The 13,588-nt window shown below is 70.0% G+C and carries 13 protein-coding genes; 11 read left to right on the top strand and 2 right to left on the bottom strand.

Features of this window, described 5'->3' with window-relative positions; genetic code table 11:
• The first annotated feature begins 146 nt into the window (after positions 1-146).
• From GT347_RS22215 to GT347_RS22200, 5 genes are all read left to right on the top strand, one after another.
• Positions 147-623: an RNA polymerase sigma factor gene (locus GT347_RS22215; protein ID WP_160554260.1), complete on the top strand. Its 477-nt coding sequence runs from the start codon at positions 147-149 to the stop codon at positions 621-623.
• Between the two features lie 4 nt (positions 624-627).
• The gene (locus GT347_RS22210) at positions 628-1,626 is read left to right on the top strand and encodes a FecR family protein (protein WP_160554259.1); all 999 of its coding nucleotides are present in this window, start codon (positions 628-630) and stop codon (positions 1,624-1,626) included.
• A 92-nt stretch (positions 1,627-1,718) separates the two neighbouring features.
• A complete protein-coding gene (locus GT347_RS27680; RefSeq protein WP_229722430.1) occupies positions 1,719-2,807 on the top strand; it encodes a TonB-dependent siderophore receptor in 1,089 nt (362 codons plus the stop codon).
• Between the two features lie 8 nt (positions 2,808-2,815).
• Positions 2,816-4,141, top strand: coding sequence for a TonB-dependent siderophore receptor (locus GT347_RS27675; protein ID WP_229722429.1), 1,326 nt, complete (start codon positions 2,816-2,818; stop codon positions 4,139-4,141).
• Positions 4,142-4,152: 11 nt separating this feature from the next.
• Complete coding sequence (locus GT347_RS22200; protein ID WP_160554258.1) at positions 4,153-5,343, top strand: PepSY-associated TM helix domain-containing protein; 1,191 nt, start codon at positions 4,153-4,155, stop codon at positions 5,341-5,343.
• Between the two features lie 6 nt (positions 5,344-5,349).
• Here GT347_RS22200 and GT347_RS22195 read toward each other — a convergent pair whose 3' ends face one another.
• Entirely contained in the window at positions 5,350-6,081 is a 732-nt protein-coding gene (locus tag GT347_RS22195) for a GntR family transcriptional regulator (RefSeq protein WP_229722428.1), read from the bottom strand.
• 206 nt (positions 6,082-6,287) lie between these two features.
• Between GT347_RS22195 and GT347_RS22190 the strand changes: the two genes are divergently transcribed.
• The 4 genes from GT347_RS22190 (at position 6,288) to GT347_RS22175 (ending at position 9,817) form a co-directional block, all read left to right on the top strand.
• The gene (locus GT347_RS22190) at positions 6,288-7,115 is read left to right on the top strand and encodes a dihydrodipicolinate synthase family protein (RefSeq protein WP_229722427.1); all 828 of its coding nucleotides are present in this window, start codon (positions 6,288-6,290) and stop codon (positions 7,113-7,115) included.
• A 26-nt stretch (positions 7,116-7,141) separates the two neighbouring features.
• On the top strand, positions 7,142-8,140 hold the full coding sequence (locus GT347_RS22185; protein ID WP_160554256.1) for a dihydroxyacetone kinase subunit DhaK: 999 nt from the start codon (positions 7,142-7,144) through the stop codon (positions 8,138-8,140).
• Positions 8,140-8,763, top strand: coding sequence for a DAK2 domain-containing protein (locus tag GT347_RS22180; protein ID WP_160554255.1), 624 nt, complete (start codon positions 8,140-8,142; stop codon positions 8,761-8,763). Before GT347_RS22185 ends, GT347_RS22180 begins: the two co-directional genes overlap by 1 nt.
• A 73-nt stretch (positions 8,764-8,836) precedes the next feature.
• Entirely contained in the window at positions 8,837-9,817 is a 981-nt protein-coding gene (locus GT347_RS22175) for a tripartite tricarboxylate transporter substrate binding protein (protein WP_160554254.1), read from the top strand.
• A 9-nt stretch (positions 9,818-9,826) separates the two neighbouring features.
• Here GT347_RS22175 and GT347_RS22170 read toward each other — a convergent pair whose 3' ends face one another.
• Complete coding sequence (locus GT347_RS22170; protein ID WP_160554253.1) at positions 9,827-11,230, bottom strand: short-chain fatty acyl-CoA regulator family protein; 1,404 nt, start codon at positions 11,228-11,230, stop codon at positions 9,827-9,829.
• Between the two features lie 142 nt (positions 11,231-11,372).
• Here GT347_RS22170 and prpC point away from each other — a divergent pair, with 142 nt between their 5' ends.
• Positions 11,373-12,542 carry a bifunctional 2-methylcitrate synthase/citrate synthase gene (prpC, locus tag GT347_RS22165; RefSeq protein WP_160554252.1) on the top strand — a complete coding sequence of 390 codons (1,170 nt, stop codon included), beginning with the start codon at positions 11,373-11,375 and terminating at the stop codon, positions 12,540-12,542.
• A gap of 52 nt (positions 12,543-12,594) precedes the next feature.
• Positions 12,595-13,566, top strand: coding sequence for a tripartite tricarboxylate transporter substrate binding protein (locus GT347_RS22160; RefSeq protein ID WP_160554251.1), 972 nt, complete (start codon positions 12,595-12,597; stop codon positions 13,564-13,566).
• Positions 13,567-13,588 lie beyond the last annotated feature (22 nt).

Here is a 13,588-nt window from a genome sequence, read left to right as displayed (position 1 = left end):
GGCGATACAATCACGAACAATTCTCATTAAATGAAATACCTTGCATCGACCCGCGTCGATCCGCCCTGTTCGTGGCCCGCTTTGCCCTTCTTTCCCGCTTGCCGCTCCAAGGCGCCGCCCCGACACGGCGGCCCGCCTGACGCACCATGCCCGAGCGTTACTACCGCGAGCTGCTGCGCTACTTCACCCGCCGCGCCGGCGACGGCGATGGCGCGGCGGACCTGGTGCAGGAAGCCTATTCCCGGGTCTATGCGCTGCAGCGCTCCGGCGGCGCGGTGCTGGAGCCGAGGGCCTTTCTCTACCACGCGGGCCGCAACATCGCCGCCACCGCGGCCACCCGGCAGGCGGCCGAGCGCCGCATGCTCGACACCCTGGCCCTGGTCGGCAGCGACAGCGCGCCCTCGGTCGAACGCACGGCCATCGCACGCCAGCAGCTGCAACGCCTGATCGAGCGCCTGGAGCGCATGCCGCGCAAGCGGCGCGAAGTCTTCATCCTGGTGCGCATCCACGGCTGGCGCTACCACGAGGCGGCCGAACGCCTGGGCCTGAGCGACGAGGCAGTGGAACGCCATGTGATGCGCGGCATCTTCGATTGCGCCGGCCTGGCGCCCGGCCGGGCATGAGCCGATGAGCCACGCCACCCCCTCGCGCCGCATGGTCGAACACGCCCTGCTGCTGATCGGCCGCAGCCACAAGGCCCGCCCCGACATCGCCCTCGATGCCCAGGCGCAGCTGCAGCACTGGCGAAGCATCGACGAAGCCCATGCCCAGGCTTTCGCGGCGGCGCAGCATCTCTGGGACAGCACCGATGGCGCCGCGCTGCAGTCCGACCTCGCCCTGCCGCGCAGCCATGCCGAGCGGCAGGCGGGCCGACGCCGGATGATCGCAACGCTGGGCATCGGCGGCTTCGCTGCCGCCCTGGCCGTGGGTGGCGGCCGCTGGTACCGGGCCCAGCCCGTGTTCCAGCTGGCCTTGGCCAGCGGCCAGGGCCAGCTGCAGGAACACACCCTGCCCGACGGCACGGTGTTGAACCTGGCCGCACGCACCTCGGGCAGCGTCGCGCTCTACCGAGACCGCCGCGAGATCCGCCTCAATGCCGGCGAGATCCTGCTGCAGGTCCGCCCCGATCCCGACCGGCCCTTCACCGTCGCCACCGACTGGGGCCGCGTGCGGGTGCTGGGCACCACCTTCAGCGTCAGCGCCGGCCGCGGCCATATGCGGGTGGCGGTGGTGGAGGGCCGCGTCGCGGTCTGGCCGGCGCAAGCCGATGGCAGGCCCATCGAGATCGGCGCCGAACCCGCCGCCGTGCTCGGCGCCGGCAGCACCATCGAGACCGACGCCCGCGGCGCCGGCCCGCAGCGCAGCGTGGATGCAGGCCAGATCGCCGCCTGGCGCCAGGGCTGGCTGGTGTTCGACAACACCCGGCTCGACGAAGCCCTGGCCCGCTGGAACGACTACCTGCGCCAGCCCCTGCGCCTGGGCAGCGCTCCGGGCCTGGCCGCGCTGCGCCTGAGCGGCAGCTTCCCGCTGCGCAATCCGCAGGCCTTCCTGCGCGGCCTGCCGGACATGCTGCCGGTACGGGTGGTCCACGCCAGCAACGGCGACATCTCCATCGAAGCGCGATGACATCTCTGGGATACAAATAGTTTCAATTCGTTTTGTCAGGTTTTGAGCCGCTCGCCGGTCTTCTGCGTGAACCAACAAGAGGACGAGCTTCCATGACCCGACAACAGACCTGCTGCGCCATCGCGCTGGCCTGCTCCGCCGCCGCCACCGTGCTGGCCGTACCGACGACCGCCGCCGCGCAGGAGACCGCGGCCGGCGCCGCCATGCAGATCGCCCTGCCCGCCCAGCCGCTGGCGCAGACGCTCACCGCCCTGTCGCGCCAGTCCGGCGTGGCCATCGGCGCCGAAGGCTCGCTGCTCGCCGGCAAGACCGCGCCCGCGCTGCAGGGCCGCCTCACCCTGCAGCAGGCGCTCGACCAGGCCCTGGCCGGCTCCGGCCTGGCCGCCGTCCGCAGCGGTCCAGCCACCATCTCGATCCAGCGCCCGCTCCCCGGCGCCGCGCCGCACGCCACGCTGGCCCCGGTCACCGTCACGGCCGAGGCCGAGCGCGAAACCGCCACCGGCCCGCTCGCCGGTTATGTCGCCAGACGCAGCGCCACCGGCAGCAAGACCGACAGCGCCATCGTCGACATTCCCCAGTCGATCTCCGTCGTCACCAGCGACGAGCTGCGCAACCGCCAGGCCGAGACCCTGTCGCAGGCCCTCAACTACACCCCCGGCTTCACCAGCCAGCCCACCAGCTTCAACCGCACCGCCGACCGTTTCCGCATCCGCGGCATGGACGTGGAATCCGCCACCAGCGGCTCGCTGCGCGACGGCCTGCGGCTGCAGACCAACTCCTACGACGGCATCCAGGAGCCCTACGGCCTGGAGCGGGTGGAAGTGCTGCGCGGCGCCGCCTCGGTGCTCTACGGCCAGCTCTCGCCCGGCGGCGTGATCAACGCCGTGAGCAAGCGGCCCGGCGCCACGCCCATCCACGAGATCAACCTGCAGGCCGGCCAGTACGACCGCCGCCAGGTCTCGGGCGACTTCGGCGGCCCGCTCGCCGGCCGCGAGGACCTGGACTACCGCCTCACCTTCCTCGGCCGCGAGAGCGACAGCGCGCAGGATTTCCTCAAGGACGACCGCCTCTACATCGCCCCCTCGATCCGCTGGCATCCCACCGCGGACACCTCGCTGACCCTGCTGTCCTTCTACCAAAAGACCAACACCCGCTTCTCCGCCCCCTGCCCTACCAGCTGACCGAAGGCGTGGGCACCGCCGGCGCCTTCCGCATCGGCCGCACGGCCTTCATCGGCGAACCTTCCTACGACGAGATGAAGGGCGACATGGCCACCGTCGGCTACGAATTCGAGCACCGTTTCAGCGACCGCGCCCGCATCAGCCACAAGCTGCGCTACTTCGAAAGCGAGGTCACCTGGAACTACCTGCAGGCCCAGACCACCGCCGCCGCCATCACCGCCGCCGCCACCCGCGGCGTACTCGCGCGCCAGTACAGCGACCGCCTGGAACATTCGCGCGGCGTGGCCACCGACACCCATGTCGAGACCCGGTGGGACCTCTTCGGCGCCCGCCACACCGTGCTGCTGGGCCTGGACGCCTACAAGACCCGCTACGACTCGCGCAACTTCCGCGGCAACGCCTCCTCCCTCAACCTGGCCACCTACAACTACGGCCAGCCGGTCGTCGTCAACCGCGACCCCAGCCTGGACCGCGGCTCGCTCATCGACACGGTGCAGAAGGGCCTCTACCTGCAGGACCAGATGAACTTCGGCGAGCGCTGGACGGTGCTGCTCGGCGCCCGCCACGACTGGGCCGACCAAGACCAGACCCAGCACCGCAACCAGGCCCGCACCGGCATGGACAACCAGGCCAACACCTGGCGCGCCGGCGTGGTCTACAAGGCCGACAACGGCGTGGCGCCCTATGTGAGCTACAGCGAATCCTTCTTCCCCGTGGCAGCGGCCGATGCCGGCGGCCAGACCTTCAAGCCCACCGGCGGCAAGCAGTACGAGGCCGGCGTGCGTTACCAGCCCGAGGGCAGCAAGATGCTGCTGTCCGGCACCGTCTACGAACTCACCCAGACCAATGTGCTGAAGTACGACGCCAGCGCCGACGTCTACCGCCAGGCCGGCGAGGTGCGCTCGCGCGGCTTCGAACTGGAAGCCAAGGCCGAACTCGGCCGCGACGTCAGCGTGCTGGGCTCCTACGCCTATACCGACGCCCGCATCACCCGCAGCACCATCGCCGCCGAGGTCGGCCAGCGCAGCGAGGACACGCCCTACAACCAGGCCGCCGCCTGGATCGACTACGGCTTCGCCAGCCTGGGACTGCCCCAGCTCAAGATCGGCCTGGGCGCCCGCTACAAGGGCCAGACCCAGCCCTCGGGCATCGCCTCCCCGCGCCCGGCCTACACGCTGTACGACGCCATGCTGCGCTGGCGGATCGACCCCCACTGGAGCCTGACAGCCAACGTCAGCAACTTCACCAACAAGAAGTTCACCTACTGCGAGTTCGCCATCTGCCGCTACGGCGACGCGAGGCAGGCCACCGCCACGCTCAGCTACGCCTGGTAAGGCGCAGGGCGATGCGGACGCGCGCGGGGCTGGTGCTGCTGCACCGCTGGGTGGGGCTGGTGCTGGCCGGCTTCCTGCTGCTGTCGGGCCTGAGCGGCAGCCTGCTGGCCTGGAACGACGAGCTGGAGATGCTGTTCAGTCCGGAGCTGTTCCGGGCCGAACCGCCCACGCCCGAGGCCCGGCCGCTCGATCCCCTGCTGCTGCGCGAGCGGGTGCAGGCGCGGTATCCGCAGGCGCTCGCGCTGCGGGTGCCGCTGCGGGTCGAGCCCGGCCGTTCGCAGCTCTTCATGCTGCGCCCCATGCCATCGGCCAAGGGCGCCCGTCCGCCGGCCCTGTCGGCCGACCAGGTCTTCGTCGATCCCTACACCGGCCGCCTGCTCGGAGACCGCAAGTGGGGCGACATCTCCCAGGGCCGGCGCAACCTCATGCCCTTCGTCTACCGCCTGCACGAGTCCTTCGCCCTGGGCCCGGTCGGTGCCTATGCCTTCGGCGCCGTCGGCCTGCTGTGGACGCTGGACTGCTTCGTCGGCGCCTGGCTCACCCTGCCCGTCGGTACGCAGCCCTTCTCGCTGCGGCGCTGGGCCGGAGCATGGCGGGTGCGCCGGGCACGCGGCTACAAGCTGCATTTCGACCTGCACCGCGCCGGCGGCCTGTGGCTGTGGGCGATGCTCTTCGTGATCGCCTGGAGTTCGGTCGCCTTCAACCTGCCGGCCGTCTACGACCCGGTGATGAACGCCGCCTTCAGCCGCCAGCCCGGGCTGGAGACCCTGGCCCGGCTTCCCCAACCGCGCCTGCAGCCGGCGCTGGCCTGGCCCCAGGCCCTCGCCGCCGGCCGGGCGCTGATGGCCCGGCAGGCCATCGAAAAAGGCTTCACCGTGCTCGAAGAAAAAGCCCTGATCTACGACCCGGCCCGCGGCCTCTACCGCTACGACGCCAGGACCAGCCGCGACATCCGCCGCCACGGCGGCAACACCCGCATGGCGCTGGACGGCGACACCGGCGCCCTGCGCGGCATCTGGCTGCCCACCGGCCAGGCCAGCGGCGACACCCTGCGCACCTGGCTGAGCGACCTGCACATGGCCTCGGTCGGCGGCTGGCCGATGCAGCTGCTGCTCTGCGCCACCGGCCTCGGCGTGGCCCTGCTGAGCGTCACCGGCGTGCTGGTCTGGCGACGCAAGCGCAGGGCCCGGCGGGCGGCCTGAGGCCGTTCACCCCATCCGCAGCATCGCGCTCAGCACCCGCTGGCGCGACTGGTCGATATGGGCCTCGATCGCCCGCACCGCCCCCTCAGCGTCCCGCGCCCGCAGCAGGCCGATGAACTGCAGGTGCTCCTGCATCGCCGGTATCACCCGCTCGGGCAGCACCAGCGGCGCCTCCAGCCGGATCATGCGCACATGCATGCTGTTGACCCGGTAGATGTCCGACAGGATCTCGTTGCCCAGGCTGTCCACCATGCGGTCGTGCAGCGCCCAGTCCACCGCCAGGCCGTCCTGGTCCAGCGCCGGATCGGGCCTGCCTGACAAGGCGCGGTCCAGGATGGCCTGGTGCCGGGACTCCTCCTGCGACAGCTCGGCCTCGCTCACCTGCCGCAGATAGGCCTGCACCGCCTCGCGTTCGATCATGGTGCGCACCTGGAAGGCATTGCGGATCAGGCGCATGTCCACATGGGCGATCTGCAGGCCGCGCTTGGGCACGGTCAGCAGCAGGCGGCCGGCTTCCAGCCGGGGAATCATCTCGCGCACGGCGCCCAGCGGCACCTGCAGCAGGTCCACCAGCTCGCGCTGCGAGACGAACTGCCCCGCCTTCAACTGCCCGCCCATGATGTTCTGGCGGAAACGCTCGTAGGCCAGCGTCCTCAGGCTGGACGACACAGGGGCATCGGCGGCAGCCGGCGCGGCGGCGGGGATCATCGATTCGGTCGGCGGCTTCTTGGCGGGCATTCGTGGGCTCCTGAATGCGATTGTCGCGTGCACGCCGCCGTACGGTGATCCGAAGGCATCAAGGGATTTCCCCGTGACATGTCACAGACATGTCAGATCATCATGCGCCTGTCTTTTCACTCCGCCCAACGAAAGCAGCACGCCATGAGTTCCGACCTGACCGGCATCATCCCCCCATCGTCACGCCCTTCACCGCCGACGGCGAGGTGGATGAAAAAGCCTTCCGCGGCGTCTGCCGCTTCATGGTGCAGAAGAAGGTCCACGGCATCTGCGTGGGCGGCAGCAGCGGCGAGGGCCACACCTATTCGCCGGACGAATTCAAGCGCCTGATGGAGATCGCCTGCGAGGAAGTCGCCGGTGCCATTCCGGTGGTGGCCGGCATCATCGTCAACAGCACCCGCGACGCCATCGCCCGGGTGCGCAGCATCGCCCACCTGCCGGTGGCCGGCCTGCAGGTCACGCCGGTGCACTACGTCTTCAAGCCCGACGAGGACGCCACCTACAAGCACTTCAAGGCGCTGTGCGATGCCACCAAGTTCCCGGTGATCATCTACAACGTCGTGCCCTGGAACTACCTCAGCCCCAAGCTGCTGCTGCGCATCATGCGCGACATGTCGGGCGTGATCGGCGTGAAGCAGTCGGCCGGCGACCTGAAGCTGATGGCCGACCTGCTGCTCGACCTGCCCGCCGGCAAGAAGGTCTACAGCGCGGTCGATGCCCTGCTCTATCCCTCCTTCGTGCTGGGCTGCCACGGCACCATCGCCGCCAACCCGGCGGCGGTGCCCGGCGTCTGCGTGAACCTGTGGAACGCGGTGCAGGCCGGCGACCATGCCAAGGCCAAGCAGATCCACGAAGCCCTGCTGCGCTTCTGGAACACCATCGCCTTCGACAACCTGCCGGCCAACATCAAGTTCTCGCTCTCGCTGCAGGGCTGCGAGACCGGCCTGCCGCGCATGCCCATGCCGGCCACCTCGGACGAGCAGGCGGCCCACATCCGCCGCGAGATCGTCAACGTGCTGCGTTTCGACAACTGAACCGCCGCAGCCGCGCGACGCTTCCCATGAAGAAGATCCTCAACCAGCCCGCGGCCTATGTCGACGAGATGCTCGACGGCCTGGTCGCCGCGCATCCCGAGGCGCTGCGCCGCCTGGGCGACGACGGCCGGGTGATCGCCCGGGCCGGCGGCGCGCTGCCCGGCAAGGTCGGCATCGTCACCGGCGGCGGCTCGGGCCACCTGCCGGTGTTCCTCGGCTACGTGGGCGAAGGCCTGCTCGACGCCTGCGCGGTCGGCAACGTCTTCGCCGGCCCGCGTGTGGCCGACTGCCAGGAGGCCGCGCGCGCCGCCGACGGCGGTGCCGGCGTGCTGCTGCTCTACGGCAACTACGGCGGCGACCGCATGAACTTCGACATGGCCCAGGAGTTCCTGGAGATGGACGATGTGCCCGTGCAGTCGGTGCGGGTGGCCGACGACGTGGCCAGCGCGCCGCTGGCCGAGCGTGAGAAGCGCCGCGGCGTGGCCGGCCTGGTCTATGCCTACAAGCTCGCCGGTGCCCGCGCGGCCGAAGGCGCCTCGCTCGCCGAGGTGGCCGACACCGCCCGCCGCGCGGCGGACGGCTGCCGCTCCATCGGCGTGGCGCTCACACCCTGCATCGTGCCGGAGTCGGGCCAGCCCAGCTTCAGCATCGCAGAGGACGAGATCGAGTTCGGCATGGGCATCCATGGCGAACCCGGCATCTGGCGCGGTCCGCTGAAGACCGCTGACCGCCTGGCCGACGAGATGCTGGAGCAGCTGCTGCCCGAACTCTCGCTGGTCCGCGGCGACCGGGTGGCGGTGCTGGTCAACAGCCTGGGCGCCACACCGCACGAGGAGCTCTACATCCTCTACCGCCGCGTCGCGCAGGTGCTGGGCGAACGCGGCGTGGTGCCGGTGATGCCGCTGGTGGGGCGCTATGCCACCTCCATGGAAATGGCCGGCGCCTCGCTCAGCCTGCTGAAGCTCGACAGCGAACTCGAACGCCTGCTGCGGGCCCCCGCCCATTGCCCGTTCTGGAGGGTGTGATGACGACCGAGACCCTGCACCCACTCGACCTGCCCGCCGTGCACGCCGGCCTGCAACGCTGCGCGCAGGCCATGGAGGCCGCCGCGCCCGAACTCAATGCACTCGATGCCCGGCTGGGCGACGGCGACCTGGGCACCACCCTGTCGCGCTGCGCGCAGCACCTGGCCCCGGTGCTGGCCGCGCCGTCCGCCACGCTGGCCAGCCTCTTCAAGGCCTGCGCCCAGGCCTGCGCCAAGGCTTCGGGGTCCAGCTTCGGCACCCTGCTGGCCGTGGCCTTCCTGGAAGCGGCCAAGGCCACGGCCGGCACCCCGGCGCTGGACCGCGAAGCCCTGGTCGCCCTGCTCGACCGCATCGGCCAGGCGCTGTCGCAACGCGGCGGCGCCAAGCCGGGCGACAAGACCATGCTCGACAGCATCGACGCCATCGCCCGCGCCCTGCAGTCGGCCGCCGACACCTCGCCGGCCGCGCTCGCCGCCACCGCGCGCCAGGCCACGGACGCCGCGCTGCACACCTTGCGCGACCAGCCCAACCGCATCGGCCGGGCCCGCATGTTCGCCGAACGCAGCGTGGGCCTGGACGACCCCGGCATGGTCGCCGTGCAGCGCCTGGTGCAGGCGCTCTGAGGCATGAAGCTGCCGGCGGGCCAGCCCCGAAAGCCCGCCAGAAGATCCGCATAAAACCAGCAGGAGACAAGACATGACCCCCAAGTTCCAGCGCCGCACCCTCTGCGCCAGCCTCGCCCTGACGGGCATCGCCGCCCTGCTGCCCGCGGCAGCCCGGGCGGCGCCGCTGCCCGAAGGCCCGATCAACTTCATCATCCCGGTGCCGCCGGCCGGCGGCACCGACCTGACCTTCCGCGCGCTGATGGAAGCCTCGCGCAAGCACCTGGACCGCACCGTCGTGGTCCTCAACCTGCCCGGCGCCGGCGGCGCGGTGGGCCTGTCGCAGGCGGCGATCAAGCCGGCCAACGGGCTCTTCCTCAACTCCTACACCTCCGAGATCTTCACCCTGCCGGTGTTCCAGCCGCTGACCTTCTCCGGCAAGGACTTCCGCCCCATCATCATGGTCAACGAGGATCCGGCCTGCCTGGTGGTCTCCGCCGACTCCAAGTACGACAGCCTCGAATCCTTCCTGGCCGCCGCGCGCGCCGCGCCGGGCCGCATCAGCGTGGGCAACTCGGGCTTCGGCAACATCTGGCACCTGTCGGCCGCCGCCTTCGCCAACAAGGCCGGCGTGGACCTGCTGCAGATTCCCTACAACGGCTCGGCACCCACGGTGCAGGCGCTGCTGGGCAACTTCATCGAGGCCTTCGTGGCCAGCCCGCCCGAGGTGCTGCCCCAGGTGCAGGCCGGCAAGATGCGGGTGATCGCGGTGATGGCCGACAAACGCAGCGCCATCCTGCCCGACGTGCCCACGCTCAAGGAGAAGGGCATCGACCTGTCCATCGGCACCTGGCGCGCCATCGGCGGGCCGGCCGGCATGTCCGACGAGGTCGTCAAGCAGCTGCACGACGGCTTCGCCAAGGGCATGCAGGAGAAGTCCTTCACCGATTTCATGAGCAGCCGCGGCCTGACCATCCGCTACATGAACACCCAGGAAGTCAGCGCCTTCGTGGCCAAGGAAAGGCCGCAGTTCGAGGCCCTGGCCGCCGAGATCAAGAAGACCGCCAAGCCCTGAGCCGCCCGCTCAGGGGCTGAAGCCGTAGGGCGCGAACCGGCTCTGGTTCTCGTCCACCGCCAGCGGCCGGCCCACGAAGGGGAAGGCGCGCTGGGCGCAGCTCTCGCGCTCGCAGATCTTGCAGCCCATGCCGATGGGCGTGGCCACGTCCGGGTCCTGAAGGTCCAGGCCCTTGGCATACACCATGCGGCCGGCGTGCCGCACATCGCAGCCCAGGCCGATCGAGAAGGTCTTCTGCGGCGAGCCGAAGCCGGTCGAATGGCCGGTGACGGTGCGGGCGATCCAGAGGTAGACCCGCCCATCGGGCATGCGCGCGAGCTGCGGCATGATGCGCCCCGGCTGGCCGAAGGCTTCGTACACATTCCACAGCGGGCAGGTGCCGCCCGTGCGGCTGAAGTGGAAATGCGTGGCCGACTGGCGCTTGGAGATATTGCCCGCCCGGTCCACCCGCACGAAGAAGAAGGGCACGCCCGGCGTGCCCGGCCGCTGCAGGGTGCTGAGCCGGTGGCACACCGTCTCGAAACCCACGCCGTAGCGCTGGGCCAGCAGGTCGATGTCGAAACGCAGCTCCTCGGCCGCCCGCAGGAATTCGCCGTAGGGCAGCAGCAGCGCGCCCGCGAAATAGTTGGCCAGGCCGATGCGCGCCAGCTTGCGGGCGGCCTCGTCCTGCTGCAGCGTGGGGGCGTCGGTCAGGCGGGTGATGGCCTCCTCCTGCTCGGCCAGCGCGAGCTGGGTGGCCAGCTGGAAGGCCAGCTGCGCCGGCTGCAGGCCGGCGGGCAGGTGCAGCACACGCGCGGCGGAGTCGAAACGGCGCTTGCTGTCGGTCATGGTTTCCAGGCGGATGCTCACGCCGTGCTCGCGCTGCAGGCGCCGGGCCAGCCAGTCCGGCCCCACGGCCGTGCCGAGCTTCGCGGCCATCGCCTCGGCCGCGCGGTCCAGCACATCGAAGTAGTTGCCGTGGGCGAAGAAGAAGTCGCGCACCACTTCGAAGGCCGTGGCCTGCGGCACGCCGAGTTCGGTGCGGTCGTCGCCCAGGCGCAGGGTCAGCGCCTCCACCTGGTCCGCCAGGGCGGCATTGCGCCGGTGCAGCACCAGTACCGCCCGCGCCAGCGCCGGCATCTGGGCGGCCAGTTCCTGCAGCTCCGGCAGCGTGATCGACTCGGCCGGATCGGCCAGCGCCTCCCGCAGGCCGGCCACCAGGCGCGAGCTTTCGTCCTCGGAGAACTCCTGGATGTCCACGCCCAGCGCATGCTGGATCTTCAGCAGCACGGCCACCGTCAGCGGCCTGCGGTTCTGCTCCAGCTGGTTGAGGTAGCTGGGCGACAGGTCCAGCGCCTGGGCCAGCGCGGCCTGGGTCATGCCGCGCTCGGCACGCAGGCGGCGCAGGCGCACGCCCATGAACATCTTCCTCATGGGGCCACCCCGTTATTCGCAGGATTCGCAAGCTTTGTTGTCAGCGTTCGCAAATCTTCGCCCTTTCAGCTATTCACGCGGAGCGCTATTTTGCGTAGATTGCGAAGCAGCACAACCACAGATTTGCACCGGAGACCGCCACATGAGCACGACCACCCCCGAAGCCACCGCCACCCCCGGCTTCAAGCCCAAGAAATCCGTCGCCCTGTCCGGCGTCACCGCCGGCAACACCGCGCTGTGCACCGTGGGCCGCACCGGCAACGACCTGCACTACCGCGGCTACGACATCCTGGACATCGCCACCCGCTGCGAGTTCGAGGAGATCGCCTACCTGCTGGTGCACGGCAAGCTGCCCACCGAGGCCGAGCTGCGCGGCTACAAGGCCAAGCTGAAGTCCCTGCGCGGCGTGCCGGCCGCCGTGCGCACCGTGCTGGAGAACATCCCCGCCGCCGCCCATCCCATGGACGTGATGCGCACCGCCGTCTCGGCCATCGGCTGCGTGGTGCCTGAGAAGGACGACCACAACGTTCCCGGTGCCCGCGACATCGCCGACAAGCTGATGGCCTCGCTCGGCTCCATGCTGCTGTACTGGTACCACTGGTCGCACAACGGCGTGCGCATCGAGACCGACACCGACGACGAATCCATCGGCGGCCATTTCCTGCACCTGTTGCACGGCCACAAGCCTTCCGAGAGCTGGGAGCGCGCCATGCATGTCTCGCTCAACCTCTATGCCGAGCACGAGTTCAACGCCTCCACCTTCGCCTGCCGCGTGGTGGCCGGCACCGGCTCCGACATGCATTCGGCCATCACCGCCGGCATAGGCGCCCTGCGCGGCCCCAAGCACGGCGGTGCCAACGAGGTGGCCTTCGAGGTGCAGAAGCGCTACGACAGCCCGGATGAGGCCGAGGCCGACGTGCGCCGCCGCGTCGAGGCCAAGGAGGTCGTCATCGGCTTCGGCCACCCGGTCTACACCGTCAGCGACCCGCGCAACGTGGTCATCAAGGAAGTGGCCAAGAAGCTCTCCGACGAGGCCGGCTCGCGCAAGATGTTCGACATCGCCGAGCGCCTGGAGACGGTGATGTGGGACGCCAAGAAGATGTTCCCCAACCTCGACTGGTTCAGCGCCGTGAGCTACCACATGATGGGTGTGCCGACCGCCATGTTCACCCCGCTCTTCGTCATCGCCCGCACCGCCGGCTGGGCCGCGCATGTGATCGAGCAGCGCATCGACAACAAGATCATCCGCCCCAGCGCCAACTACACCGGCCCGGAAGACCTGCGGTTTGTACCGATTGCCGAGCGGACCTGAGGGCTCCAGCTTCCTGGGTGTCCATAGAACACCACCGACAGGAGACAGCCGCATGACCCTCGATCGCCGCACTTTCACCGCCGCAGCAGCAGCCGCCGCCTTCGCGCCCCTGGCGCGGGCGCAGACGGGCTTTCCCAACAAGCCGCTGCGCATCATCTGCCCGTTCACGCCCGGCGGCGGCTCGGACTTCATGGCGCGCGTGGCGGCCGGCGTGCTCACCGAACGCCTGGGCCAGTCGGTGGTGGTGGAGAACCGCCCCGGCGCCGGCGGCCTGCTGGGCACCGAATACGCGGTCAAGACCGCGCCGGACGGCTACACCCTGCTGCTGGTGGCCGGCAGCTACACGGTGAACCCGGCGCTCTATCCGCTGCACTTCGACCCGGTCAAGGACATCGCGCCGGTGATCCAGCTCTCGCGCGGCGCCTATGTGCTGTGCGTCAACCCCAAGGTGCCGGCGAAGAACCTGCAGGAGCTGCTGGCCCTGGCGCGCAAGGAGCCGGGCAAGCTCACCTATGCCTCCAGCGGCGCGGGCGGCCACCTGCATGTGGTGACCGCCTACATGATGGACATGGCCAAGGTGAAGTGCACCCACATCCCCTACAAGGGCACAGGCCCGGCCGTCAACGACCTGCTGGCCGGCAGCGTGGACATGCTCTTCGCCGGCACCGAGGCGCTGATGCAGCACGTCAAGGCAGGCAAGCTGCGCGCCCTGGCGGTGGGCACCAAACAACGGCTGGCGGCCTATCCCGACATTCCCTCGGTGGCCGAGAGCGGCCTGCCCGACTACGACGTGGTCGCCTGGCACGGCCTGGTGGCCCCGCGCGGCGTGCCGCCGGCCATCGTTTCCCGGATCAACCAGGAACTCAACACCGGCCTGAAAAGCAAGGAAATGGAAGCCCGCCTGGAGCCCACCGGCGTGGGCGCGGGCGGCGGCTCACCCGAGCAGTTCGCCGCCCTGCTGCAGGCCGAAATCATCCGCTACGGCAAGGTCATCCGGGACGCAGGCATCAAGGCCACCGAATAGCCCGGAGACCACAAACACCCAC

The sequence above is a fragment of the Xylophilus rhododendri genome (genome assembly GCF_009906855.1).
In the GTDB taxonomy this organism is placed as follows: domain Bacteria; phylum Pseudomonadota; class Gammaproteobacteria; order Burkholderiales; family Burkholderiaceae_C; genus Xylophilus; species Xylophilus rhododendri.
Note: the sequence above shows the minus strand (reverse complement) of the source record. Positions and strands in the feature narration are given on the sequence as shown.

Excerpts from the sequence above, each read along its gene's own strand:
- GT347_RS27680 (WP_229722430.1), top strand. The coding sequence starts at position 1,719 with ATGACCCGACAACAGACCTGCTGCGCCATCGCGCTGGCCTGCTCCGCC.
- GT347_RS22210 (WP_160554259.1), top strand. The coding sequence starts at position 628 with ATGAGCCACGCCACCCCCTCGCGCCGCATGGTCGAACACGCCCTGCTG.
- GT347_RS22185 (WP_160554256.1), top strand. The coding sequence starts at position 7,142 with ATGAAGAAGATCCTCAACCAGCCCGCGGCCTATGTCGACGAGATGCTC.
- GT347_RS22180 (WP_160554255.1), top strand. The coding sequence starts at position 8,140 with ATGACGACCGAGACCCTGCACCCACTCGACCTGCCCGCCGTGCACGCC.
- GT347_RS22175 (WP_160554254.1), top strand. The coding sequence starts at position 8,837 with ATGACCCCCAAGTTCCAGCGCCGCACCCTCTGCGCCAGCCTCGCCCTG.
- GT347_RS22170 (WP_160554253.1), bottom strand. The coding sequence starts at position 11,230 with ATGAGGAAGATGTTCATGGGCGTGCGCCTGCGCCGCCTGCGTGCCGAG.
- GT347_RS22200 (WP_160554258.1), top strand. The coding sequence starts at position 4,153 with ATGCGGACGCGCGCGGGGCTGGTGCTGCTGCACCGCTGGGTGGGGCTG.
- prpC (WP_160554252.1), top strand. The coding sequence starts at position 11,373 with ATGAGCACGACCACCCCCGAAGCCACCGCCACCCCCGGCTTCAAGCCC.
- GT347_RS22195 (WP_229722428.1), bottom strand. The coding sequence starts at position 6,081 with ATGCCCGCCAAGAAGCCGCCGACCGAATCGATGATCCCCGCCGCCGCG.
- GT347_RS22215 (WP_160554260.1), top strand. The coding sequence starts at position 147 with ATGCCCGAGCGTTACTACCGCGAGCTGCTGCGCTACTTCACCCGCCGC.
- GT347_RS22160 (WP_160554251.1), top strand. The coding sequence starts at position 12,595 with ATGACCCTCGATCGCCGCACTTTCACCGCCGCAGCAGCAGCCGCCGCC.